Genomic DNA, 25330 nt, shown 5'->3' with positions numbered 1-25330 from the left:
TTGAGATTTTTGGCACGGATGTCGCTATGTAGCTCCGGTCGCTTGACTCAAAAAATAAAAAAAGGCCGAGCCATGTCACTAATCCTGGAACACGTCAGCCGCACCATCGAAGGCCAGACCTGGATCGACGATGCGTGCCTTAATTTCGAACCCGGATCGTTCAACGTTTTGCTCGGTCGCACGCTGTCCGGCAAAACCAGCCTCATGCGCCTGATGGCCGGTCTGGACAAGCCCGACAGCGGTCGCATCCTGATGAACGGCGTCGACGTCACCCAGCGCCCGGTGCGTTTGCGCAACGTGTCGATGGTCTATCAGCAATTCATCAATTACCCGACCATGACGGTGTTCGAGAACATCGCCTCGCCGCTGCGTCAGGGCGGCGTTGCCAATGAGTTGATCCAGAGCAAAGTGCTGGAAACCGCGAAGATGCTGCGCATCGAGAAGTTTCTCCAGCGCCATCCACTGGAGCTCTCCGGCGGCCAGCAGCAGCGCACGGCCATGGCCCGGGCGCTGGTCAAGGACGCCGAGCTGATTCTGTTCGACGAGCCGCTGGTCAACCTCGACTACAAGCTGCGCGAAGAGCTGCGCCAGGAAATGCGCGAGCTGTTCAAGGCGCGCAATACCATCGCGATTTACGCCACCACCGAACCCAACGAAGCCCTGGCGCTGGGCGGCACCACGACGATTCTTCACGAAGGCCGGGTGATTCAGAGCGGCAAGTCCTCCGAGGTGTATCACCAGCCGCAAACCGTGCTGGCGGCGGAGTTGTTCTCCGAGCCACCGATCAACCTGATGCCGGGGCGCATTGCCGGCAACGAAGTCAGTTTCGCCAATTTCGTGCACTTCCCGTTGAACGTCGATCTGCGTCCGGTGGGCGAGGGCGAGTTCCGTTTCGGCGTGCGTCCCAGCCATATCTCGCTGGTGCCGAGCAACGACGACGATCTGGAACTGGCGGTGACCGTCGAGGTGGCCGAGATCAGCGGTTCGGAAACCTTCCTCCATGTGCGCAACGAGTATTTCCTGTTGGTGCTGCACTTGCCGGGGGTGCACGAATACGACGTCGATGCGCCGATTCGCATCTATATCCCGACTCATAAACTGTTTGTGTTCGACATGCAGGGGCGGCTGGTCCAGGCGCCCGGTCGCCGTATTGCGAGGGTTGCCTGATGGCCGAAATCCGTTTGCAGAGCCTTGCCCACAGCTACACCCACACACCGACCGGCCCCGAGGATTACGCGATCCGCGAGATGGACCACGTCTGGGAACAGGGCGGCGCCTATGCGCTGCTCGGGCCATCGGGGTGCGGCAAGTCGACCTTGCTCAACATCATTTCCGGGTTGCTCAGCCCGTCCCAGGGCCAGGTGTTGTTCGACAGTAAAGTGGTCAACGAACTGACCCCGGAAAAGCGCAACATCGCCCAGGTTTTCCAGTTTCCGGTGGTCTACGACACCATGACGGTGTTCGACAACCTGGCTTTCCCGCTGCGCAATCAGGGCATGGTCGAAGCGAAGATTTTCAGCAAGGTGCATGAAATCGCCGAAGTCCTCGACCTTCAGGCGTTGCTGCACAAGAAGGCGCGTAACCTCACCGCCGATGAAAAGCAGAAAGTCTCCATGGGCCGTGGGCTGGTGCGCGATGACGTGTCGGCGATCCTCTTCGATGAACCGCTGACGGTGATCGACCCGCACCTGAAGTGGAAGCTGCGGCGCAAGCTCAAGCAGATCCACGAGCAGTTCAACATCACCATGGTCTACGTCACCCACGATCAGCTCGAAGCCTCGACCTTCGCCGACAAGATCGCGGTGATGTACGGCGGGCAGATCGTGCAGTTCGGTACGCCACGGGAATTGTTCGAACGGCCGAGCCACACCTTTGTCGGTTATTTCATCGGCAGCCCGGGGATGAACCTGATCGACGTCCAGCCGCAGGCCGGCGGTGTCGGTTTTGCCGGGACTCATTTGCCATTGTCCGACGCGATGCAGAAACGCATCGCCGACAGCCAATGGAAAACCCTGAAGGTCGGCATCCGTCCGGAGTTCGTTCATGTGTGGGAGGAGGCCTTTGATGACGCGTTGCGGGCCAAGGTCGTACACGTCGAGGACCTGGGCACCTACAAAATCATGACCCTGAACCTCGACGGCGTTCTGCTGAAAGTACGCCTGGCCGAAGACAAACCGGTGCCCGACGGCACGGCGTACATCAGTTTCCCGGGGCAATGGCTGATGGTTTATGCCGATGATTATTTGCTGGAAGCGAAAGCCATTAACGAGGTGCAGCCATGAACAAGGTGCAGAACAACAAGGCCTGGTGGCTGGTGTTGCCGGTGTTCCTGCTGGTGGCGTTCAGTGCGGTGATCCCGATGATGACCGTGGTCAACTACTCGGTGCAGGACATCTTCGACCAGTCCAGCCGCTATTTCGTCGGCGCCGACTGGTACAAACAGGTGCTGCTCGACCCACGGTTGCATGACTCGCTGCTGCGTCAGTTCATCTATTCCGCCTGCGTGTTGTTGATCGAAATTCCGTTGGGCATTGCCATCGCCCTGACCATGCCGATCAAGGGCCGCTGGTCGTCGCTGGTGCTGATTATCCTGGCGATTCCGCTGCTGATCCCGTGGAACGTGGTCGGTACCATCTGGCAGATTTTCGGCCGGGCCGACATCGGCTTGCTCGGGTCCAGCCTCAACGGCATGGGCATCAGCTACAACTATGCGGCCAACACCATGGACGCCTGGGTCACGGTGTTGGTGATGGATGTCTGGCACTGGACGTCGCTGGTGGCGTTGTTGTGTTTCTCCGGGCTGCGGGCGATTCCGGACGTGTATTACCAGGCGGCACGGATCGATCGGGCGTCGGCCTGGGCGGTGTTCCGGCACATCCAGTTGCCCAAGCTCAAGAGCGTACTGCTGATCGCGGTGATGCTGCGGTTCATGGACAGTTTCATGATCTACACCGAGCCGTTCGTGCTGACCGGTGGTGGTCCGGGCAATGCCACGACCTTCTTGAGTCAGACCTTGACCCAAATGGCCGTAGGGCAATTCGACCTCGGCCCGGCAGCGGCTTTCTCGCTGGTGTACTTCCTGATCATCCTGTTGGTGTCGTGGCTGTTCTACACCGCCATGACTCACTCTGACGCCAATCGGTGAGGCCTGCCATGAGCAAGAGAAAGCTGATTCCACTGCTGGTCTACATCCTGTTCCTGCTGGTGCCGATCTACTGGCTGCTGAACATGTCCTTCAAGAGCAACACCGAAATCCTCGGCGGCCTGACCCTGTTTCCCCAGGATTTCACTTTCGCCAACTACAAGGTGATCTTCACCGACCCGAGCTGGTACACCGGCTACCTCAACTCGGCGTACTACGTCAGCATGAACACAATCATTTCCCTGATCGTGGCGTTGCCGGCGGCGTATGCGTTTTCGCGCTATCGCTTCCTCGGCGACAAGCACCTGTTCTTCTGGCTGCTGACCAACCGCATGGCACCGCCGGCGGTGTTCCTGCTGCCGTTCTTCCAGCTGTATTCCTCGATCGGCTTGTTCGACACGCACATCGCGGTGGCGTTGGCTCACTGTCTGTTTAACGTGCCGCTGGCAGTGTGGATTCTTGAGGGCTTCATGTCTGGCGTTCCCAAGGAAATCGACGAAACCGCCTACATCGATGGCTACAGCTTTCCCAAGTTCTTCGTGAAGATTTTCGTTCCGCTGATCGGCTCCGGGATCGGTGTCACGGCGTTCTTCTGCTTCATGTTTTCCTGGGTCGAACTGTTGCTGGCGCGAACCCTGACATCGGTGAACGCCAAACCCATCGCCGCGGTGATGACCCGCACGGTCTCGGCCTCCGGCATCGACTGGGGCGTGCTGGCAGCGGCGGGGGTGTTGACCATCCTGCCGGGCATGCTGGTGATCTGGTTTGTTCGCAACCACGTGGCCAAGGGCTTTGCCCTGGGCCGGGTATGAGGAACTGATGATGGAATGGATGAGTTGGACCAGCCCGACGGCGGCGTTCTTCGGCGTCATAGCCTTGATCCTGGTGGGCATGACGACTTGGGAGTTGCGTTCGCCAAGCATTCTTCGAAAAGGTTTTCTGCCGATTACCACCACCCGTGGCGATCGGCTGTTTATCGGTCTTCTCGGCAGCGCCTACCTGCATTTGCTGGTAATCGGCGTCACCGACTGGAGCATCTGGATAGCGTTCGCGTTGTCCCTGGTGTGGCTGTTGGCTGTGATGCGTTGGGGCTAGTCGAATCGCTCGGCAATGTTGCTCCGAAACCCATAAAGGAGGTCTTATGTTCGATAAAAACAATAAGCTGCGACATAGCATTTCACTGGCAGCCATGCTGGCACTCAGCGGTTTGAGCGCATCGGCCTGGGCTGATGCCTACGAAGACGCCGCGAAGAAGTGGATCGGCGGCGAATTCAAACCGTCCACCCTGACGGCCGATCAGCAACTCGCGGAATTGAAGTGGTTCATCAAGGTGGCCGAGCCGTTTCGCGGGATGGACATCAAGGTTGTCTCGGAAACCCTGACCACCCATGAATACGAGTCCAAGGTGCTGGCCAAGGCCTTCACCGAGATCACCGGGATCAAAGTCACCCACGACCTGCTGCAAGAAGGCGATGTGGTGGAAAAGCTGCAGACCGTGATGCAGTCGGACAAGAGCATCTATGACGGCTGGGTCAACGACTCGGACCTGATCGGCACCCATTTCCGTTACGGCAAGACTGAAGCTATTACCGACCTGATGGCCAATGAAGGTAAAAACTTCACCTCGCCAACCCTCGACATCAAGGACTTCATCGGCACCTCCTTCACCACCGCGCCCGATGGCAAGCTCTATCAATTGCCCGATCAACAGTTCGCCAACCTCTACTGGTTCCGCGCCGACTGGTTCGAGCGGGCGGACCTGAAAGCCAAGTTCAAGGAAAAGTATGGCTATGAACTGGGCGTGCCGGTGAACTGGTCTGCCTATGAAGACATCGCCAAATTCTTCAGCGAAGACGTCAAGGAAATCGACGGCAAGCGGGTCTACGGGCACATGGACTACGGCAAGAAAGATCCGTCCCTGGGCTGGCGCTTTACCGATGCCTGGTTCTCCATGGCCGGCGGCGGTGACAAGGGCTTGCCCAACGGTTTGCCGGTGGATGAGTGGGGCATTCGTGTCGAAGACTGCCATCCGGTCGGCTCCAGCGTGACCCGCGGAGGCGATACCAACGGCCCGGCAGCGGTGTTTGCCACCACCAAATACGTCGACTGGCTGAAGAAGTACGCGCCACCGGAAGCGGCGGGCATGACCTTCTCCGAATCCGGCCCGGTGCCGTCCCAGGGCAACATCGCCCAGCAAATTTTCTGGTACACCGCGTTCACCGCCGACATGACCAAACCGGGCCTGCCGGTGGTGAACGCCGACGGTACGCCGAAGTGGCGCATGGCGCCGTCGCCGCGAGGGCCGTATTGGGAAGAGGGGATGAAGCTTGGGTATCAGGACGTGGGCTCCTGGACATTCATGAAGTCCACGCCTGAGAAACAGAAACTCGCGGCCTGGCTGTACGCGCAGTTCGTGACCTCGAAAACCGTGTCGCTGAAGAAAACCATCGTCGGCCTGACACCGATCCGCGAGTCGGACATCAACTCTCAAGCCATGACCGACCTGGCGCCGAAGCTCGGTGGCCTGGTCGAGTTCTATCGCAGCCCGGCGCGGGTGCAATGGACCCCGACCGGCACCAACGTGCCGGACTATCCGCGTCTGGCGCAGTTGTGGTGGAGCCACATCGCCGAAGCCGCCAGCGGCGAGAAAACCCCGCAACAGGCGCTCGATGGTCTGGCCAAGGATCAGGACGCGATCATGACCCGTCTGGAACGCTCCAAGGCCCAGGCCACTTGCGCGCCGAAAATGAACCCGGAACGCGACGCGCAATACTGGTTCGACCAACCGGGCGCACCGAAGCCGAAACTGGCCAACGAGAAGCCCAAGGGTGAAACTGTGAGCTACAACGAACTGCTGAAATCATGGGCGGATGCGCGTAAGTAATTGTCTGTCATGTGAAACGCGAACGGCACCGAAAGGTGCCGTTTTACTTTGTGCCTGTCCCACCGCCAGGTATTGCGGTGACCTACATTGCATTTTCGTCTTTGGGGAAAACCAGTCTGAACACGGTCATCGCACCGGGCAGGCTTTCAACCTCGGCCACTCCCTGATGCAAACTCATGATCGAGCGCACGATGGCCAGGCCCAGTCCGGTGCTGCCTTGCGAGCGGGAGCGGCTGCTGTCGACCCGGTAAAAGCGGTCGAACAGGTGCGGCAGATGCTGCGCTTCGATGCCCGCGCCAGGGTTGCTGACCCGCAGCGAAACCTGAGTCGCCTCTTGCTCAATGTGTAGCGAAACCGTTTGCCCGGCCGGGCAGTGGCGCAGGGCGTTGGACAGCAGGTTCGAGATCGCCCGTTGAATCATCAGGCGGTCACCCAATACCCGCGCGCTGGCGCCGGTCACGCTCAGGCTGATGCGCTTGTCTTGCGCCGACAAGGAAAACAGGTCGGCCACTTTCTCGGCTTCTTCTTTCAGGGCGACCGGCTCGAAGGACGTGAGCGCTGCCGGGTTACTGGCCTGCGCCAGAAACAGCATGTCCGAGACAATCCGCGCGACGCGCTCCAGTTCTTCGGTGCAGGACACCAAGACGTTTTTGTACGCCTCGGCCGTGCGTTCCCGGGACAGCGTCACTTGTGCCTTGCCCATCAAATTGTTGATCGGCGTGCGCAGTTCATGGGCCAGGTCATCGGAGAACTGCGACAACTGCTGCACACCATTGTCGAGGCGATCCAGCATGACGTTGATCCCCCGGGCCAGTTCACTGAGTTCCTGGGGCATGTCGAGCACCGACAACCGATGGTCGAGGTCTTGCGTCGAGACCATCGCCGCCACTTTGCGAAACTCGCGCAACGGCATCAGCCCCCGCTGTACGGCGGCCCAGGCACTGAGGCCGATGAAGATCAGCAGCAATGGCAAAGCAATCAGCGTCGAGCGCAAATAGGCGCTGAGCAACGCCTGATTGTGGGCATCGTCCATCGACAGCAGCACCGGGACGCGGGTGCCGTCCTTGATGCGGACCAACCGAGAGGCCGTCAGGTAGTGCTTGCCTTGATCGTCGGTACCGTCGGAGAACGCCAGTGGTTCGTCGGCAGCCAGTACTGCCTTGCGTTCAAGGCGCGGGTCGGCCATGCCGGAGCCGGATTTCAACAGAGGCGTGCGCAAGTTACTGCGGTCATAAATCGTCAGGGTGAGGTTGTCATGGCCCATGACCTGATCGAGCAGAATGTGCGGCGCCGAACGAATTTCTGCGGGATCGGCGTACAGCGACAGGCTGTGTTCCACCTGTTCCACCTTCTGGGCCAGGCTGTTTCTGGATAACGTGTTCAACTCATGGGTCAGGGCAAAGTAGGCAAGGATCGCCAGGAACACCACCAGTAGCGCGCCGAGAATACTCACCGTCAGGCCCAGGCGCATCGACAGGCTGGCCGGCTTCATTCCCGCGCCTCCAGGACATAGCCGACGCCGCGCAGGGTGTGGATCAGTTTGCTGTCGAACGGGTCGTCGATCTTCGCCCGCAAACGCCGGATCGACACTTCGACCACGTTGGTGTCGCAGTCGAAATTCATGTCCCACACCAGCGAAATGATCTGGGTACGGGTGAGCACCTCGCCGGACTGGCGCATCAGCAGATGCAGCAGGGCGAACTCCTTGGTGGTCAGGTCGATGCGCTGCTCGCCGCGAAAGGCGCGGTGACGGCCCGGATCAAGTTCCAGGTCGGCAACTTTGAGCACCTGCGGCACCGGGATGTTTTCGCTGCGGCGCATCAGCGTGCGCACCCGCGCCAGCAATTCCGGAAACTCGAATGGCTTGACCAGATAATCGTCGGCACCCAGATCCAGACCACGAATCTTGTCGGCCAGACGCCCGCGCGCGGTGAGCATCATCACTCGGGTGGAATGGGTGCGACGCAATTGTTCCAGCACGCCCCAGCCATCGAGTTCCGGCAGGTTCACATCCAGAATCACCAGGTCATACGCCTGCTGTTGCGCCAGATGCAGTCCATCGGCGCCGGTGGCCGCATGGTCAACGATATAACCACTTTCCGTCAGTCCCTGATGCAAGTATTCGGCAGCTTTAAGCTCGTCCTCGACGACAAGGATTCGCATGATCTATCACCACTTTTATTTAATGGATATTTAATTAAGGTGGCCGGGAAAGTTGTTGTTTTTGTAGGGGCTTCCGGACGGATTTGAATAATGGCTGGGGGTTGTGAGTTGCTGGTTTCCTACAGCGGTTTTCCTGTGTGATGGCGTGCAAGGTAAAGGCTGTAGTGGCTACAGGGTCAACTGAAATGCTGGGTCTTGAGCCCTGAATATGGCGATCTGCGACAGCCTGTCGCAGCAAGCAAACCCGAATGCCCATGCGCCACATTCAGGCAAGTGCTGTTTGGCAGATAACTACCGCGTATTTGTTTCCATGTATTGCTATGTCGTCTTTCGCACTTCGCATCCTAAATCAAAACAACTTCTACATGCCGCGGATAACGGATTTGTAATGTTCCAGTCACCTTGCCGATAAGTTCAAAACCCTACCGTGGCGGCATCAAAGATTCTTGAATAAAGGAAGTCTTCCATTGCCCGGTTTAAAAGAACGGACGGCGCGATCACGCCTGAAAAAAACAGCGAGGACAGTGACGGCCAGCGTTGTATTGCTGGCCGGCACGGGTCTTGTGCATGCATCGACCCTGACCCTCGATCAAGCCCTGCAAACAGCATTCGCCGGTAACCCGGATCTGGCGGCTGCGCAGTGGGAAATCGGCATCGCCGAGGGTGAGCGCAAACAGGCCGGTCTGATCCCCAACCCCGAAGTGTCATGGGAGGCTGAAGACACCCGGCGCGATTCGCGAACCACCACGCTGATGCTCAGCCAACCGATCGAACTGGGCGGCAAACGTAGCGCACGGATCGACGTCGCCAGCCGCGCGCAGGACGCCGCCGGGATCGAATGGGAGCGCAAGCGCAATGCCTTGCGCGCCGATGTGATTCAGGCGTTCAACAGCGCCCGGACCGCGCAACAACGCTTGCAGTTGTCGCGTCAGTCGCTGCAACTCGCCGAACACGGTTTGCGCGTCGCCCAAGGACGCATCGAGGCCGGTAAATCATCGCCGGTCGAAGGCACTCGGGCGCAAGTGCAACTCTTGGAAGTGCGCCTGGAGCTGAGCCGCGCCGAACGCGATCAGGCCAACGCCTATCAACAATTGGCGCAGGTCATGGGCGCACCGTTGCCAGCCTCGACCACCGTGCAAGCGGCCACGCAAAGCATGCCCACCGTGCCGCCGGCGAGCCGATTGCTGGAGCGCCTGAACGAGACCGCCGAACTGCGTCTGGCCAAATTGCAGATCGATCAGCGCGAAGCCTCATTGGGTCTGGAGAAGTCGCAGCGCATTCCAGATCTGACTGTGAGCATCGGCAGTCAATACAACGAAACCGAGCGCGAGCGGGTCAACGTGGTCGGGCTGTCGATGCCGATTCCGCTGTTCAACCGCAACCAGGGCAACGTGCTGGCGGCAGCCCGGCGCAGCGATCAGGCGCGGGATCTGCGCAACGCCACCGAGCTGCGTTTGCGCACGGAAATCCAGACCAGCCTTGAGCAATGGCAGACCGCCAACGGCGAAGTCGAAGCGTTCAACCAGACCATCCTGCCCGCCGCGCAAAGTGCGGTCGACAGCGCCACGCGCGGCTTCGAAATGGGCAAGTTCGGCTTCCTCGACGTGCTCGACGCCCAGCGCACCCTGATCAGCGCCCGCAGCCAATACATCCAGGCCGTCAGCGAGGCGACGGACGCGCGAGTACGCATCGAACGCATCTTCGGCGACCTCACCGTCAGCCCTTGAATTTCATCTTTCAAATCACTGCGCGATGGCATGGCGCAGAGGAGTTTCCATGGAAAAAAAACTGATCGTGGTGGCTGCGGCGACGTTGGCGCTGGGCATTGGTATTGGCTCGATGTGGCCGGGCGATGCGTCCATCGACGCGCACGCCGATGAAGCGGCGGAGCACGCGGATCACGCTGAAGAAGGCGCAGCAGCCGACGGCGAACATGCAGAAGAAGGGCACCTGGAACTGAGCGCCGAACAGATCACCGCGGCGGGCATTCAACTGGCCGAAGCGCGGGCGCAGAACATCAGCCTCGGCTTGCCGTTCCCCGGCGAAGTGCGCTTTGACGAAGACCGCACTGCGCACGTGGTGCCTCGGGTGCCCGGCGTGGTCGAGTCGGTGTCGGTCAATCTTGGGCAGTCGGTGAAGAAGGGCCAGTTGCTGGCGGTGATCGCCAGTCAGCAGATCTCTGATCAGCGCAGCGAACAGGCTGCCGCGCAGCGTCGCCTGACCTTGGCGCGCACCACCTACGAACGCGAGAAAAAACTGTGGCAGGACAAGATCTCCGCCGAGCAGGATTTCCTTCAGGCACGCCAGGCATTGGAAGAAGCCGAAATTGCCCTGACCAATGCGCGACAAAAAATCAGCGTGCTCAGTGGCAGCGTGGTCGCCACCGGCGGCAATCGCTATGAACTGCGCGCGCCGTTCGACGGTGTGGTGGTGGAAAAACACCTGACGCCGGGGGAGGTGGTCGATGAAACCACGGCGGCGTTTACGCTCTCCGACCTGTCGCGAGTGTGGGTGACGTTCGGCGTTTCGCCCAAGGATCTGAACAAGGTGCGAGTGGGCAAACCGGTCACCGTCAGCGCCCCGGAACTCAATGCCGAAGTCGCCGGCACCGTGGCCTACGTCGGCAGTTTGCTCGGTGAACAGACCCGCACTGCAATGGTCCGCGTGACCCTGGAAAATCCGCAAGGCTCGTGGCGCCCCGGCCTGTTCGTCAACGCGCTGGTGGCGACCGACAGTCGCCAAGCCAGGGTCGCCGTACCCGAGACCGCGATCCAGACCGTCGAGGACAAACCCACGGTGTTCGTGCGCACCGATGACGGCTTCAAGGCGCAAGCGGTGGAGTTGGGCAGTCGCGCGGCCGGTCTGGTGGAAGTCACCCAAGGGCTGGAGCCGGGCGTGCAAGTCGCCAGTGCCGGCAGCTTCGTCCTCAAATCGGAATTGGGCAAAGCCTCGGCCGAGCACTCTCATTGAAGGCTCCCACTGATCCGTCAACCTCGACCGGAAGGTTCTCATGTTCGAACGCCTGATCCAGTTTGCCATCGAGCAGCGCATCATCGTGCTGCTCGCCGTTCTCCTCATGGCCGGCCTCGGCATCGCCAGTTATCAAAAGCTGCCGATCGACGCCGTGCCCGACATCACCAACGTCCAGGTGCAAATCAACACCGGCGCGGCCGGGTTCTCGCCGCTGGAAACCGAGCAGCGCATCACCTTCCCGATTGAAACCGCCATGGCCGGTTTGCCGGCGCTGGAGCAGACCCGCTCGCTGTCGCGTTCGGGGCTGTCGCAGGTCACGGTGATCTTCAAGGACGGCACCGATCTGTTCTTTGCCCGGCAATTGGTCAATGAGCGTTTGCAGATCGCCAGGGAGCAATTGCCCGAGGGTGCGCAAGCGCTGATGGGGCCGATTTCCACCGGGCTTGGCGAGATTTTCCTGTGGACGGTGGAGGCGCAGGAAGGTGCGCTCAAGGACGACGGAACCGCCTACTCGCCGACCGACCTGCGGGTGATTCAGGACTGGATCATCAAGCCGCAATTGCGCAACGTGCCCGGTGTGGCCGAGATCAACACCATCGGCGGATTCGCCAAGGAATACCAGATCGCCCCCGACCCGAAACGGCTGGCGGCGTACAAACTGACCCTCACCGATCTGGTCACGGCGCTGGAGCGCAACAACGCCAACGTTGGCGCCGGTTACATCGAGCGCAGCGGCGAGCAACTGCTGATTCGTGCGCCCGGGCAAGTGGCGAGCACCGACGACATCGCCAATATCGTGATGGCCAATGTCGACGGTACGCCGATCCGGATCAAGAACGTCGCGACCGTAGACATCGGCCGCGAACTGCGTACCGGTGCCGCCACCGAAAACGGTCGCGAAGTGGTACTGGGCACGGTGTTCATGCTGATCGGCGAAAACAGCCGGACCGTCTCCCAGGCAGTGGCGACCAGGCTTGAGCAGATCAACCGTTCCCTGCCCAAAGGCGTGGTCGCGGTGCCGGTGTATGACCGCACGCACCTGGTGGACAAGGCCATCGCCACGGTGAAGAAAAACCTCGTGGAAGGGGCGATTCTGGTCATCGCGATTCTGTTCCTGTTCCTGGGCAACATTCGCGCGGCGTTGATCACCGCGATGGTCATTCCGCTGTCGATGCTGTTCACCTTCACCGGCATGTTCACCAACAAAGTCAGCGCCAACCTGATGAGCCTAGGCGCCCTCGACTTCGGCATCATCGTCGACGGCGCGGTGGTGATCGTCGAAAACACCCTGCGACGGCTGGCCCATGCGCAGCAGCATCACGGGCGTTTACTGAGCCGTTCCGAGCGTTTCCACGAAGTATTCGCGGCCGCCAAAGAAGCGCGGCGGCCGCTGATTTTCGGCCAGTTGATTATCATGGTCGTGTACCTGCCGATCTTCGCCCTGAGCGGTGTCGAAGGAAAAATGTTCCACCCGATGGCCTTTACGGTGGTCATCGCGCTGTTGGGCGCCATGCTGTTGTCGGTGACCTTTGTGCCGGCGGCCATCGCGCTGTTTGTCACCGGCAAGGTCAAGGAAGAAGAGGGCGTGGTCATGCGCGGCGCGCGTCGCGTTTATGCGCCGGCGCTGGCGTGGGTGATGTCCCATCGCGCCATGGCGGTGGGGGCGGCGCTGGCTGTGATTGTGCTCAGCGGCGTGCTCACCAGCCGCATGGGCAGCGAGTTTGTGCCGAGCCTCAGTGAGGGCGATTTTGCCCTGCAAGCCTTGCGCGTGCCGGGCACCAGCCTCACGCAATCGGTGGATATGCAGCAGCGTCTGGAGACCTTGATCCTCAACAAGGTGCCCGAAGTCGAGCGTGTGTTCGCCCGTACCGGCACCGCCGAAATCGCCTCCGACCCGATGCCGCCGAACATCTCCGACAGCTATGTGATGCTCAAGCCGAAGGTGCAGTGGCCGGATCCGGGCAAGTCCCGCGAAACACTGATGGCCGAACTGCAACAAGCCGCCGCGACGCTGCCGGGCAGCAACTATGAACTGTCGCAGCCGATCCAGTTGCGCTTCAATGAACTGATCTCCGGCGTGCGCAGCGATGTCGCGGTCAAGGTCTTCGGGGATGACATGGACGTGCTCAACGCCACGGCGGCGAAGATCGCCGCCGCCATGCAGAAGGTCAACGGCGCGTCCGAGGTCAAGGTCGAGCAAACCACTGGCCTGCCGGTGCTGACCATCAACATCGACCGCGACAAGGCGGCGCGTTACGGGCTCAACGTCGGTGACGTGCAAGACACCATTGCGGTGGCGGTCGGCGGGCGTCAGGCCGGGACACTGTATGAAGGCGATCGGCGGTTCGACATGGTGGTGCGTTTGTCCGATGCCATGCGCAAGGACATCGAAGGTTTGTCGGCACTGTTGATTCCGGTGCCAGCGCCCCTGAATGGCGCGGCTGATCAGATTGGCTTCATCGCCCTCAAGGACGTCGCCAGCCTTGATCTAGTGCTCGGGCCGAATCAGGTCAGCCGCGAAAACGGCAAGCGGCTGGTGATCGTCAGCGCCAACGTGCGTGGGCGTGACATTGGATCTTTTGTCGCCGAGGCGGGCGAGGTCATCGAGCGTGATGTGCAGGTGCCGGCGGGTTACTGGACCACGTGGGGCGGTCAGTTCGAGCAACTGCAATCGGCGGCCAAGCGCCTGCAGATCGTGGTGCCGGTGGCCTTGCTGTTGGTGTTCGGGCTGCTGTTCATGATGTTCAACAACCTCAAGGACGGCTTGCTGGTGTTCACCGGGATTCCGTTTGCGTTGACGGGTGGCGTCATGGCGTTGTGGTTGCGGGATATTCCGCTGTCGATCTCGGCGGGCGTGGGGTTTATTGCGCTGTCGGGGGTTGCGGTGCTCAACGGCCTGGTGATGATCGCGTTTATCCGCAATTTGCGGGAGGAGGGGCGTTCGCTCGCTGATGCAATCAATGAGGGTGCGCTCACACGTCTGCGCCCGGTATTGATGACGGCGCTGGTCGCGTCCCTGGGCTTCATTCCCATGGCCCTCGCAACCGGTACCGGCGCAGAGGTGCAGCGACCGTTGGCGACGGTGGTGATTGGCGGGATTCTGTCTTCGACCATCCTGACGCTGCTGATATTGCCGGCGCTGTATCAGTTGGCGCATCGGCGGGATGAGGAAGTAACTCCCACCCCCTAAACCAATGTTTCAGACATACCACTATCTGTGGCGAGGGAGCTTGCTCCCGCTGGACTGCGCAGCAGGCTCCTTCTTTTTTGGGTGAAGGAGGGGCCGCTTCGCGACCCAGCGGGAGCAAGCTCCCTCGCCACAGGTGCCTTTCAGGTTACATAACGGATATGTAATTTGCGCGCCACCGTCATGAAAGGTTCGGATTGTTACCTTGACCTCGTTAGTTAATTAAATGAGGAATCAAGCATGAAATTTGTACAACTGAGTGCGTTTGCAGCGGCGTTGGTGATGTCTTCTGTTGTTTTGGCTGAAGGTGGCGGCGACAGAGTCTTTGAGAAAATGATGGCGGCCAATGACCGCTCGGTGGAGGCGTTTGTCGCCAAAGAACAGGCGCGTAACCCCGTCGTGTTGAATGAAAAGAAGGACGACAAGACCAAAGACTTGTAAGCGTGTCGCACCTGAACTAGCCCGTCATCGAAGGCCGATGGTGGGCTTTTTTTTGAGCCTCGATTTGAAGGTATTGGATATGAAAGTTTTTAAGTTGATGGCGTTCGTCGGTGTGATGGCGATGTCGTTGAATGCGCTGGCAGAAGGCGGCGGTGACCGGACGTTTGAGAGGGCGCTCAGTGCCAACGTCAAAGCCATGGAGCAGTACGCGGCCAACCAGGGCAAACCTGCGCCAGTGGTGAAAGACTACGAATACGGGATGAAACTGGATGTGGTGAAAGTGGTGAGCGTTGTGCGGCCGCAAGTTGCTTGTGCCGTGGTGCCTACTGCCATGACCTATGAAGATTCAAAGGGCCAACTCAATACGATCAAATACACCGTGGCAGGCGATTGCCGCCGACAGGGCGGGTGAGGGCACAGAGGGCCTCCAACCTACGTTGAGTATTTCAATTCGGTATGTTTAACGGATGTGGCGCAAGTACAGACGCTTCCCACAATGTTTTCAGGTTGTCCGTCGGACGCCCGCTCTCTAGCCTGTGCACGTCGCTGCCAATTCAGCGACCGGGTCTGGAAACCCCGATCAGTAACAGTGGCGCCAACACGCCTTTCATGACGTATCCTTGCGCACCTTGAATGTGTGCACTCCGTTATGGCGGCTGTGCGTGGGAGACCTTCGGGTCGACCGGGTCGCCGCTGCCCGGGTTTCCAACCTGCGTACAGCTGCCACCTCTTCGTCCGGAAACCGAATGGGGCAGCTCCAACTTTCAGTGGAGTTTCACCATGAAAAAACCAACACCAAACCCTCCCGAAGCAAGCACAGCTACGGACACCGACCCAACATCTCCCTACGCCTCCATCGACTCCAAAAAACTCCACGAAGCTGCCGAACGTGCGCTCGATTACTACCTGAACCCTACCGCCCACGTTATGGCCACGCCCTACACCCCCAACCAGATGTATTTCGCCAATCCCAAAGCCGATACCGAATCCCTGCTGGCCAATGCCAGCGAATCGTTGTCCTCGGCCACGGTCATGCTCGGTGACTTCGCCGCGCTACTGGAAGGGACCCATCGCAAGACTCTTCTGGGCATTGCTCAAGTGGTGATGCTAGGGGAGCTGGCGGTAAATCAGGCATTGGATAACGTCGAGCCGGCTGAGTAACCCTCCCGCAACGCAATCCCTGTAGGAGCTGCCGAAGGCTGCGATCTTTTGATCTTTAAAATCAAAGTCAAAAGATCGCAGCCTTCGGCAGCTCCTACAGTGCTCAATCTACGCGCATAAAAAAGGCGCCCCGAAGGGCGCCAAAAAATTCACCTCTTACCAAAGGAGCAAGGAGCTTCTAAAGGTGAATTTGCATTAGCCGCGAAGTCAGAGAATCGCCAGCGGATACTCGACAATCACCCGCACTTCATCCAGATCCGACTCAAACGCCGTGGCGCGGGTTGTGGCCTGGCGCAGACGAAGAGACATGTCTTTCAGCGAGCCGCTCTGCACCACGTATTTGACTTCGATGTCGCGCTCCCAGCGCTTCTGGTCAGTCAGCGGGTTGCCGTCGGCATCGCGGCGCATGTACACGGCGTTGGCGTTGGAATAGTCGGCGTCGGTGCCGCGGGCGTAACGGGTCATGAACGATAAACCCGGCACGCCATAGCTGTTCATGTCGAGGTCGTAACGCACCATCCACGAACGTTCCTTGGGCGAGTTGAAGTCGCTGTACTGGATGGAGTTGTCGAGGAAGATCGAGTCAGACTGGCGCAGGTAATCGAAGTCGTCGTTGCCGTTATTGCGCTGGTGCGATAACGCAACGGAGTGGGCGCCGAGTTTCACTCCGACGCGGCCGCTCCAGATGTTGTTGTCGAACTCGCCGAGCAGTTGTTTGCCTTCGTCGACCGCCTTGTAATAGTTCAGGCCACCGAACAGCGACAGGTCGTCCGACAGCGGATAAGTCCACGCGGTGCCGGCGTAGTACTGATTCCAGGCATCCTTGAGGCGACTGGAATACAGGCTGAAACTGAGGTTTTTGTTCAGCGTGTAGTCGCCACCGAAATAGCCGACCCACGGCGAATTGACTGGACCGGCGTAGAAGGTCGCGAAGTTTTCGCGCATGTTGCTGGACACCGGTTGGCTCATCGCATGCAGGCGACCGCCCTGTACCGACAGACCTTCGATACTGGTGTTGGTGGCCGTGACACCCCGGAAGCTTTCCGGCAACAGTCGGGAGTCACCCGCCGCAACCACCGGGTTGGCGGGGAACACATCGCCGACCTTCACCACCGTATCGAAGGCGCGCACTTTGGCGGCGCCACCGACCTTGGTGTATTCATCCCGCGCTTTGCCATCACTGTCGACCGGCAACACGTCGAAAGAACTACGGCCACCGTTGCGCCCGTCACCGGTATCGAGTTTCAAGCCGATCATCGCAAACGCATCGACACCGACCCCGACGGTGCCTTGGGTAAAGCCGGATTCGAACTTGCTGATAACCGCGTGTGCCCAGGCCTCGGAATAACCATTGCCGGTGGGACTCGACTGGCCGTCACGGTGATCACGATTGAAGTACAAGTTGCGGTTGAGCACCGTCAGGCTGCTGCCCTCGATAAACCCCTCGGGTTTTTCTTCCGCAAACACCATGGACGGCCCGGAGCCGACAACCACAACTAAAGCGGCTATCGACATTTTTGTATTGTTAACCATCAATCACTCCTTGGGTTCGGCAGAACGGGAACGTGCTTCGGCGTGGGTTTTATTGTTCGACGGGCAAGGGCCCGCCGGCATGGTCGCCGGGTGACATCGTTGCAAGCTGCGGATAACGCCAAGGTGATGGGGGAATTACAATTTCGTCATGTGGGTGGAATGACAACCCTGCACGTTCAGGTCAGCGCTGCGAGTTGTTCGATCGTCTGCGGAAAGCGTTCAACCAAGCGGATCAGTGTCGTGGCTTGGGCATTTGGTGTTGCCCGTCCTTGTTCCCAGTTCTCGAGGGTTCGGGTGTTGGTGCGTAGATACATGGCGAACACCGACCGGGAAAGATTGAGCTGTTGACGGATGGCCACCACTTCCTCGGCAGTGATGGGTACCAGTTTCGGTAGCTTGACCTTGTGGGTCCGCAGCGTGACCTTGCCTTGGCGCTCGTCGGCCAAGGCTTCGAGGCCTTCCATCAGTTCGGAAAAAATGTCACGTTTCATAGTGGGTTCTCGTGTTGATTTCTCTATCCAGCGTTTGTCTGAAAAGTTTTTTCTGGGACGGCGACAGGTCGTCTTGCTCGTTTTTGCTATACACGGTGAACAGCCAGAATTGATCGAAACCTGACCACCAGTAATAAATCACCCTAAGCCCGCTGCGCTTGCCTTTACCCCGACGTTGATCGAAAAAGCGGATTTTTCGCAGCCCGCCCGTGCCTTCAATGAGATCGCCCGCTTCGGGGTTTTTTAGCAGCTCCAACTGAAAGCTGCGGAACAGATCGTCATCCAGGTAATCGTCTCGGTGTTTCTGAAACGCAGGTAATTCGATAAAAAGAGCATCCATGTTCTGTACGTCACCTGCGTATAGTGTTGTCTCGATAATCGAATAGGTCAAGGCATCGAAGCCATCCTTTTCGTTCCCCGTTTTCAAGGTAGACCCCGGTCGTAAAAACGCCTGTAGGACGAAGCGACCAGGCCGGTGAGAGTTTTCGAGTAATGCTGGGGAAAGGGGACTTCGCAATTGACTCATCGGATCATCCACAGCACTATCTGCCGATGAATGATCAACGCCGAATGAACATGATGTGTTCCTCTATGACCGCTTCCGGCGGGCCATAAGGTCATACGTGCTTGGCATTTGACGTGTTACCCAAAGCCCCGCCAGAGATGGACGGGGCTTTTTGATTCTCCGTCTCACATGGCTGATGGAGAGTGATATGTTCGAAATTAGAAAAGCCACCCAAAGCGACGCCCAGACTGCATTCGACATACGGCTGCTAGCCATCCGGCATCAATGCATCGGTGCCTATACCGAGAAGCAAATGCTGACCTGGACATCGGGGGCAGCTGAGGACGGTTACTGCGCACTCATGGAAAAGTACTTCTATCTGGGGTGCGTTGAGAGTGAGCCCGTGGCGACAGGCATGCTGGATCTGGAGAACCGCGAAATCGGTGCAATCTTTATACATCCTGACTTTATGCAGCGAGGCTTGGGCAAGCGCATCGTGAGCTTTCTCGAAGATCTGGCGCGGGATCTTGGCCTGGTGGAAGTTCGTCTGGATGCGACTTTGAATGCCGCCGATTTTTATCGACGCTGTGGTTACATTGGGGAGAAAACTGCGGTTTACCATTCCCCCTCCGGTCTTCAACTGGCCTGCGTTCCCATGGTGAAGAAACTGTGACGGCTTCATTTTTGAGTGCCTTGAAAAGCATCGAGCATGTCGTCCGGCAGTGAGGCGTCAAAGTCTTCGGGAAGCACCAGTTTGCCTTTCATCACACCGATACGCTGGCCGTAGGGTTTTCCTACCGAAACCAGACGTGCAAGGGCCCGACCATGTTTGGCAATCGTGATGATCTGCCCGGCGGCTGCGTCATCGACGAGTTTGGACAGATTGTTTTTTGCTTCGGCCAACGGAACGACGATGTCACGGTTCATTGTTATTTCTCGCGTTGATTTATCGATCCAGCCAGTCATTCAAGATAGAGCCAAGTGCGCAGTGCTGGATGTAGGACGAAACGGACATTCCCGCGCGAGGTTTCGGGGATTGCAGAAGGAGGGGAGGGCAGCGGTAACAAATCCCACAAACGCAAAAACGGCACCCGAAGGTGCCGTTTCTGTTTTCTACCGAGTATCGCTTAAGCGATCAACCCGCCAACCCCGACTGTTGAACCAGGTTCAGCAGCGGTTGTGGGTACAGGCCGAGGAAGAACGCCAGTACGGCGATCGCCAGCAGCATCACGCCGCCTGCACGTTGTTCCCAGTGCAGTTGCGCATCGTGGCGACGCAGGTTCGGTTCCATCAGGTACAGGGTGACCATCACACGCAGGTAGTAGAAAACGCCGATGGCGCTGCCCAGTACCAGGGAGCCGACCAGCCACCATTGGTGCGATTCGACGCCGGTGGCGATGATGTAGAACTTGCCGATGAAGCCCGCGGTCAGCGGGATACCGGCCAGGGACAGCATCATCACGGTCAGGACGGCGGTCAGGTACGGACGGCGCCAGAACAGGCCACGGTATTCGTACAGGGCATCCGCGTCACGGCCGCTGTACGGCGAGGACATCAGGGTGATCACACCGAACGCGCCGAGGCTGGTGATCACGTAGGTGACCAGGTACACGCCGATGGCTTCCACGGCCAGGCCCTTGCTCGCCACCAGGGCGATCAGCAGGTAACCGAAGTGCGCGATGGAGGAGTAACCCAGCAGACGCTTGAGGTTGCTCTGGGTCAGTGCCAGCAGGTTACCGAACAGGATCGACGCGATGGCGATGATGGTCAGCACGTTGCTCAGTACGCCACTGCTCGCCGCTGGCGAGATCTGGAACAGACGCACCATCACCGCGAACACAGCCACTTTGGAGGCCGTGGCCAGGAACGCTGCCACCGGTGCCGGAGCCCCTTCGTAAACGTCCGGGGTCCAGAGGTGGAACGGTACCAGCGACAGTTTGAACGCCAGGCCGATCAGCATCATGCCCAGGCCCAGTTGCGCGATCGGGCTAGGCAGGCCGGTGGCCGCCAGGGCCTGACCGATGCCGTTGAAGCTCAGGCTGCCGGCTTCGGCGTAGAGCAGGGCCATGCCGAACAACAGGAACGCGGAACCGGCGGCCGACAGCACCATGTACTTGATGCCGGCTTCCAGCGAACGCTTGTTGAAGAAGGCGTAAGCCACCAAACCGTAGACCGGTACCGAGAGCAGTTCCAGACCGACGAACAAACCGGCCAGGTGCTGCGCGCTGACCAACACCAGGCCACCGGCGGCGGACATCAGGATCAGCAGGTAAAGTTCTTCACGGTTGCCCGGGTAGCCCGTACCGCCATCGCCCAGGTAGGCGTGGGCGAGGGTCACACAGGCGAGGGTGGCGACCAGGATCAGCGCCATGTACAGGCAGGCGAAGGTGTCGATCTGCAGCAGTGGAGTCACGGCCAGTGGCGCGACTTTCAGGGCTGGCAGGATCGACAGCAAGGCCAGGTTAAGACCTGCCACCGACAGCAGGAAGGTTTGCGAGTGGTTGCGGCGCCACGCGATAGCCAGCATCACCACGATGATCGTGGCGCTGGTGATCAACAACGGCGCAAGCGCGATAAAGTGTTGAGTCGTGAATTCCATAGCGCTCTTACCGGGCCGAAGCGAGTTGAGTGAAGGCGGAGCCGAGCCACTGCTGCACGCCATGCATCGTCGCGGCAGAGGTATCGAGGAACGGTTGCGGGTACACGCCGATGTAAAGCAGCAGTGCCGCAAGCCCAACCACCATGATCAGTTCGCGACCGTCCATGCCATGCAGCACCGCGTCGGATTTCGACGGGCCGAAGTAGGCGCGGTGGATCATGATCAGCGAGTAGACCGAGCCGAATACCAGGCCGGACGTGGCGATCACGGTGACCCATGGCGCGCTGGCGAAGGTGCCGATCAGGATCAGGAACTCACCGACGAAGTTACCGGTCGCCGGCAGGCCCAGCGACGCCGCTGCGAAGAACAGGCTGAGGGCTGGCAGGTAGGCAATCTTCGACCACAGGCCACCCATCTCGCGCATATCGCGGGTATGAGTGCGCTCGTACAGCTGACCGGAGAGGATAAAGAGTGCCGCAGCCGACAGACCGTGAGCCAGCATCTGCATGACCGCGCCCTGCAGCGCCAGTTGGCTGCCGGAGTAGATGCCGATCAGCACGAAGCCCATGTGGGAAACGGACGAGAAGGCAATCAGTCGCTTGATGTCGGTTTGCGCGAAGGCCAGGAACGCACCGTAGAAGATCCCGATCAGACCCAGGGTCATGGCGAACGGCGCGAACTCGGCCGAGGCATTCGGGAACAGCGGCAGGGCGAAACGCAGCAGGCCGTACGCAGCAGTCTTCAGCAAGATACCGGCCAGGTCCACGGAGCCCGCAGTCGGTGCCTGGGCGTGAGCGTCAGGCAACCAGGAGTGGAACGGTACGACGGGCAGCTTGACCGCGAAGGCGATGAAGAAGCCGAGCATCAGGATGTACTCGGTGGTCTGCGACATCTTGGTTTTCAACAGATCGGCGTAGTTGAAGGTAATCACGCCGGTGTCGTTGAAGTTGACCAGTACCAGGCCCAGGATCGCCACCAACATGATCAGGCCGGAAGCCTGAGTGAAGATGAAGAACTTGGTCGCCGCGTAGATCCGGGTTTTCTTGCCGTCCGAAGAACTGTGACCCCAGAGCGCGATGAGGAAGTACATCGGCACCAGCATCATTTCCCAGAAGAAGAAGAACATGAACAGGTCGAGGGCGAGGAACACGCCAACGACACCGCCCAGGATCCACATCAGGTTCAGGTGGAAGAAGCCCACATGACGCTGAATCTCTTTCCAGGAGCAGAGTACCGAGAGGACACCCAGCAGGCCGGTCAGCAGGATCATCAACAGCGACAGGCCGTCGAGGGCCAGGTGCACGTTGATGCCGAAGCGCTGGATCCAGACGTGTTTGAACTCAAGCGCCCAGGTCGGATCGGCGCCAGGTTTTGGTGCAAATGAATAGTCACCGTTGGCCCACAGCCAGAGGCCGAGGGAGAGCAGCAGGGACATGGTGATCAGCGCAATCCAGCGGGGGAGGGTGGCGCCGAAGCGCTCACCCATCCAGCACAGCAGGCCGCCGATGAAGGGGATCAGGATTAGCCATGGCAGAATCATGACGGGCTCGTTTCCTTTCGCAAGTTCGCAAGGTTCATAGTCAGACCGCTACCAGCACGACGGCGCCGATTACCAGCACGGCACCAGCAGCCATCGAGGCGGCATACCAACGCAGTTGACCGGTCTCGGTGCGGCTCAGGGCGGTGTGACCGCCTTTGGCCATACGCGGGATCAGACCGATGGTCTGGTCGAGCGGGTCTTTGCGCAGAATGTGGCTGATCGCAAGGTACGGCTTGACGAACAGTTTGTCGTAGATCCAGTCGAAGCCCCAGGCAGCGAACCACCAGGCCGAAAGGAAGCGGCCGATGCCGCTGTTGGCGATGGCCGTGACGAAGCGGCGCTTGCCGAGGAACAGCAGCGCGGCCAGCAGGATACCGGACAGGGCGATGGCGCCCGAAGCGATTTCCAGGCTGTGCTTGGCTTCGCCGCCGGCATGGCCGACGCTTTCCGGCAGCACACCGTGCAGCGGTGGAACGATCATCGCGCCGACGAACGTCGACAGTACGATCAGCACCGACAGCGGCAGCCAGTGAGCAATGCCGTGACCGGCATGGGCTTCGGTCTTCGCTTCACCGTGGAACGTGATGAAGATCAGGCGGAAGGTGTACAGCGAGGTCATGAAGGCACCGACCAGACCGGCATACAGCAGGCCTTCGTTACCGCTGGCGAACGCTTCCCAGAGGATTTCATCCTTGGAGTAGAAGCCCGCGGTCACCAGAGGCAAGGCCGCCAGGGCCGCGCCGCCGACGATGAAGCTGGCGTAGGCCAGTGGCAGTTTCTTCCACAGGCCGCCCATCTTGAAGATGTTCTGCTCGTGGTGGCAGGCAACGATCACCGCACCGGATGCAAGGAACAGCAGCGCCTTGAAGAAGGCGTGGGTCATCAGGTGGAAAATCGCGCCATCCCATGCACCGACGCCCAGGGCCAGGAACATGTAGCCGATCTGGCTCATGGTCGAGTAGGCGAGGATACGTTTGATGTCGGTCTGAACCAGTGCGGCAAAACCTGCCAGCACCAGCGTCACGCCACCCACGACACCTACCAGGTGCAGGATATCCGGCGCCAGTGCGAACAGGCCATGGGTACGGGCGATCAGGTAGACACCGGCGGTTACCATGGTCGCGGCGTGGATCAGTGCCGAAACCGGAGTAGGGCCGGCCATCGCATCCGCCAGCCAGGTTTGCAGCGGCAGTTGCGCGGATTTACCGACAGCGCCGCCCAGCAGCATCAGGGTCGCCAGAACGATCCAGAAGTCGCCGGCCTTGAAGTGCTCAGGCGCCTTGACCAGCAGTTCCTGGATATTCAGCGTGCCCAGTTGCTGGAACAGGATGAACAGGCCGATGGCCATGAACACGTCGCCGACGCGGGTCACGATGAAGGCTTTGAGTGCCGCATTACCGTTGTTGCGGTTGCTGTAGTAGAAACCGATCAACAGGTACGAGCACAGGCCCACGCCTTCCCAGCCGAAGTACACGAACAGCAGGTTATCGGCCAGGACCAGGAACAGCATGCTGGCGATAAACAGGTTGGTGTAGGCGAAGAAGCGCGAGTAACCGGCTTCACCGCGCATGTACCAGGACGCGAACAGGTGGATCAGGAAACCCACGCCCACCACCACGCCGAGCATGGTCACGGACAGGCCATCCAGGTACAGGGCGAAGTTCGGCGTGAAGCCTTCCACCGCCATCCATTGCCACAGCACCAGGGTGTAGTGGCCACCCTCGGGCGGTGCAACGTTGAATTGCCAGATCACATAAGCCGCGACGATCGCCGACAAGCCGATGGAGCCGACGCCGATCAGCGCCGAGAGGTTTTCCGAGAGGCGTCCCCGGGAGAACGCCAGCAGCACAAAACCGATCAGGGGGAACAGGAAAGTCAGATAGAGAAGGTTCATCCGCGCATCTCGCTGGCAGCGTCGATATCGAGAGTGTGGAAGCGGCGATACAGCTGCAACAGAATCGCCAGGCCAATACTGGCCTCGGCGGCTGCCAGGCTGATCACCAAGATGAACATGATCTGTCCATCCGGCTGCGCCCAACGGCTACCGGCAACGATGAACGCCAGTGCGGAGGCATTCATCATGACCTCCAGGCTCATCAGCACGAAGAGAATGTTGCGCCGGACCATCAGGCCGACCAGACCGAGGCAGAACAGGATGCCGGCGACCGCCAGACCATGCTCCAAAGGGATAGCAGGCATCGTCATTGCTCCTTGGCTTCGTTGCGGCCCAAGTGGAACGCCGTGACGGCTGCGGCGAGCAGCAGCATCGAGGCGAGTTCGACCACCAGCAGATAAGGACCGAACAGGCTGATGCCCACGGCCTTGGCGTCTACGGTGGTGTGGCCGAGGGCCTGGCCGCTGGAGTGGCTGAACAGTACATACAGCAGTTCAGCCAGCAGCAGGCCGCCGAGTACGACCGGACCCAGCCAGATACCGGGCTTGAGCCAGACGCGCTCCTGCTGAACCGAGGCCGGGCCCAGGTTCAGCATCATCACCACGAACACGAACAGCACCATGATGGCGCCGGCGTAGGCGATCACTTCCAGTACACCGGCAAACGGTGCGCCAAGGGCGAAGAACGTCATGGCCACGGCGATCAGCGAAATGATCAGGTAGAGCAGGGCGTGCACGGGATTGGTGTTGGTGATCACGCGAAGCGTGGACACAACAGCGATACCCGATGCGAAATAGAAAGCGAATTCCATCGTTCT

At 59.6% G+C, this 25330-nt stretch carries 24 protein-coding genes; 13 read left to right on the top strand and 11 right to left on the bottom strand.

The features are described from left to right. Window positions 1-72 precede the first annotated feature (72 nt). Genes LOY36_RS17995 through LOY36_RS17970 form a run of 6 tightly spaced genes read left to right on the top strand, consistent with a single transcriptional unit; the run spans window position 73 to window position 6026 of the window. Window positions 73-1167 carry an ABC transporter ATP-binding protein gene (locus LOY36_RS17995; protein ID WP_018925486.1) on the top strand — a complete coding sequence of 365 codons (1095 nt, stop codon included), beginning with the start codon at window positions 73-75 and terminating at the stop codon, window positions 1165-1167. Next, window positions 1167-2282, top strand: coding sequence for an ABC transporter ATP-binding protein (locus tag LOY36_RS17990; RefSeq protein ID WP_258669506.1), 1116 nt, complete (start codon window positions 1167-1169; stop codon window positions 2280-2282). The genes LOY36_RS17995 and LOY36_RS17990 overlap by 1 nt, the downstream gene beginning before the upstream one ends. Beyond that, window positions 2279-3145: a carbohydrate ABC transporter permease gene (locus LOY36_RS17985; protein WP_064618816.1), complete on the top strand. Its 867-nt coding sequence runs from the start codon at window positions 2279-2281 to the stop codon at window positions 3143-3145. The genes LOY36_RS17990 and LOY36_RS17985 overlap by 4 nt, the downstream gene beginning before the upstream one ends. An 8-nt stretch (window positions 3146-3153) precedes the next feature. After that, on the top strand, window positions 3154-3954 hold the full coding sequence (locus tag LOY36_RS17980; RefSeq protein WP_007940908.1) for a carbohydrate ABC transporter permease: 801 nt from the start codon (window positions 3154-3156) through the stop codon (window positions 3952-3954). Between the two features lie 10 nt (window positions 3955-3964). Then, window positions 3965-4237 (top strand): DUF2160 domain-containing protein, encoded by a 273-nt coding sequence (locus tag LOY36_RS17975; RefSeq protein WP_026345728.1) that lies wholly within the window; start codon window positions 3965-3967, stop codon window positions 4235-4237. Between the two features lie 46 nt (window positions 4238-4283). Beyond that, a complete protein-coding gene (locus LOY36_RS17970) occupies window positions 4284-6026 on the top strand; it encodes an ABC transporter substrate-binding protein (RefSeq protein ID WP_258669502.1) in 1743 nt (580 codons plus the stop codon). Between the two features lie 82 nt (window positions 6027-6108). Here LOY36_RS17970 and LOY36_RS17965 read toward each other — a convergent pair whose 3' ends face one another. Beyond that, window positions 6109-7518: a heavy metal sensor histidine kinase gene (locus LOY36_RS17965; RefSeq protein WP_258669499.1), complete on the bottom strand. Its 1410-nt coding sequence runs from the start codon at window positions 7516-7518 to the stop codon at window positions 6109-6111. Next, window positions 7515-8189 (bottom strand): heavy metal response regulator transcription factor, encoded by a 675-nt coding sequence (locus tag LOY36_RS17960; RefSeq protein WP_007940896.1) that lies wholly within the window; start codon window positions 8187-8189, stop codon window positions 7515-7517. The genes LOY36_RS17965 and LOY36_RS17960 overlap by 4 nt, the downstream gene beginning before the upstream one ends. A 467-nt stretch (window positions 8190-8656) precedes the next feature. On the opposite strand from LOY36_RS17960, the gene LOY36_RS17955 reads away from it, so the two are divergent. The 6 genes from LOY36_RS17955 to LOY36_RS17930 all read left to right on the top strand — a co-directional run bounded on the left by LOY36_RS17955 (window position 8657) and on the right by LOY36_RS17930 (window position 15951). Next, window positions 8657-9916 carry a TolC family protein gene (locus LOY36_RS17955; protein ID WP_258669495.1) on the top strand — a complete coding sequence of 420 codons (1260 nt, stop codon included), beginning with the start codon at window positions 8657-8659 and terminating at the stop codon, window positions 9914-9916. Window positions 9917-9965: 49 nt separating this feature from the next. Then, on the top strand, window positions 9966-11159 hold the full coding sequence (locus tag LOY36_RS17950) for an efflux RND transporter periplasmic adaptor subunit (protein WP_258669492.1): 1194 nt from the start codon (window positions 9966-9968) through the stop codon (window positions 11157-11159). 40 nt (window positions 11160-11199) lie between these two features. Next, complete coding sequence (locus LOY36_RS17945; RefSeq protein ID WP_258669489.1) at window positions 11200-14352, top strand: CusA/CzcA family heavy metal efflux RND transporter; 3153 nt, start codon at window positions 11200-11202, stop codon at window positions 14350-14352. 237 nt (window positions 14353-14589) lie between these two features. Beyond that, on the top strand, window positions 14590-14790 hold the full coding sequence (locus tag LOY36_RS17940; protein WP_018925500.1) for a co-regulatory protein PtrA N-terminal domain-containing protein: 201 nt from the start codon (window positions 14590-14592) through the stop codon (window positions 14788-14790). A 79-nt stretch (window positions 14791-14869) separates the two neighbouring features. Then, window positions 14870-15202: a DUF2790 domain-containing protein gene (locus LOY36_RS17935; RefSeq protein ID WP_258669469.1), complete on the top strand. Its 333-nt coding sequence runs from the start codon at window positions 14870-14872 to the stop codon at window positions 15200-15202. A gap of 368 nt (window positions 15203-15570) precedes the next feature. Further along, a complete protein-coding gene (locus tag LOY36_RS17930; RefSeq protein ID WP_258669466.1) occupies window positions 15571-15951 on the top strand; it encodes a DUF6124 family protein in 381 nt (126 codons plus the stop codon). 207 nt (window positions 15952-16158) lie between these two features. Here the strand turns inward: LOY36_RS17930 and LOY36_RS17925 are convergent, their stop codons facing one another. From LOY36_RS17925 to LOY36_RS17915, 3 genes are all read right to left on the bottom strand, one after another. Beyond that, window positions 16159-17484, bottom strand: a complete 1326-nt coding sequence (locus tag LOY36_RS17925) for an OprD family porin (RefSeq protein ID WP_258669463.1) — start codon at window positions 17482-17484, stop codon at window positions 16159-16161. Between the two features lie 176 nt (window positions 17485-17660). Continuing rightward, window positions 17661-17975, bottom strand: a complete 315-nt coding sequence (locus LOY36_RS17920) for a DNA-binding transcriptional regulator (protein WP_007940887.1) — start codon at window positions 17973-17975, stop codon at window positions 17661-17663. Next, on the bottom strand, window positions 17965-18315 hold the full coding sequence (locus LOY36_RS17915; RefSeq protein WP_007940886.1) for a toxin: 351 nt from the start codon (window positions 18313-18315) through the stop codon (window positions 17965-17967). Before LOY36_RS17915 ends, LOY36_RS17920 begins: the two co-directional genes overlap by 11 nt. Before the next feature lie 373 nt (window positions 18316-18688). On the opposite strand from LOY36_RS17915, the gene LOY36_RS17910 reads away from it, so the two are divergent. Then, a complete protein-coding gene (locus LOY36_RS17910) occupies window positions 18689-19153 on the top strand; it encodes a GNAT family N-acetyltransferase (protein ID WP_258669459.1) in 465 nt (154 codons plus the stop codon). Window positions 19154-19158: 5 nt separating this feature from the next. Here LOY36_RS17910 and LOY36_RS17905 read toward each other — a convergent pair whose 3' ends face one another. The 6 genes from LOY36_RS17905 to nuoJ all read right to left on the bottom strand — a co-directional run bounded on the left by LOY36_RS17905 (window position 19159) and on the right by nuoJ (window position 25324). Further along, a complete protein-coding gene (locus LOY36_RS17905; protein WP_258669455.1) occupies window positions 19159-19446 on the bottom strand; it encodes a type II toxin-antitoxin system Phd/YefM family antitoxin in 288 nt (95 codons plus the stop codon). 169 nt (window positions 19447-19615) lie between these two features. Beyond that, window positions 19616-21079: an NADH-quinone oxidoreductase subunit NuoN gene (gene nuoN / locus LOY36_RS17900; RefSeq protein WP_007940882.1), complete on the bottom strand. Its 1464-nt coding sequence runs from the start codon at window positions 21077-21079 to the stop codon at window positions 19616-19618. Between the two features lie 7 nt (window positions 21080-21086). Beyond that, entirely contained in the window at window positions 21087-22619 is a 1533-nt protein-coding gene (gene nuoM, locus LOY36_RS17895; protein ID WP_018925506.1) for an NADH-quinone oxidoreductase subunit M, read from the bottom strand. Window positions 22620-22659: 40 nt separating this feature from the next. Further along, window positions 22660-24513: an NADH-quinone oxidoreductase subunit L gene (gene nuoL / locus LOY36_RS17890; RefSeq protein ID WP_018925507.1), complete on the bottom strand. Its 1854-nt coding sequence runs from the start codon at window positions 24511-24513 to the stop codon at window positions 22660-22662. Further along, a complete protein-coding gene (gene nuoK / locus LOY36_RS17885) occupies window positions 24510-24818 on the bottom strand; it encodes an NADH-quinone oxidoreductase subunit NuoK (RefSeq protein WP_007940879.1) in 309 nt (102 codons plus the stop codon). Before nuoK ends, nuoL begins: the two co-directional genes overlap by 4 nt. Before the next feature lie 2 nt (window positions 24819-24820). After that, the gene (gene nuoJ, locus LOY36_RS17880) at window positions 24821-25324 is read right to left on the bottom strand and encodes an NADH-quinone oxidoreductase subunit J (protein WP_018925508.1); all 504 of its coding nucleotides are present in this window, start codon (window positions 25322-25324) and stop codon (window positions 24821-24823) included. Between the last annotated feature and the right edge of the window lie 6 nt (window positions 25325-25330).

It is taken from the genome of Pseudomonas sp. B21-019 (assembly GCF_024749225.1).
Classification (GTDB): Bacteria; Pseudomonadota; Gammaproteobacteria; order Pseudomonadales; family Pseudomonadaceae; genus Aquipseudomonas.
Note: the sequence above shows the minus strand (reverse complement) of the source record. Positions and strands in the feature narration are given on the sequence as shown.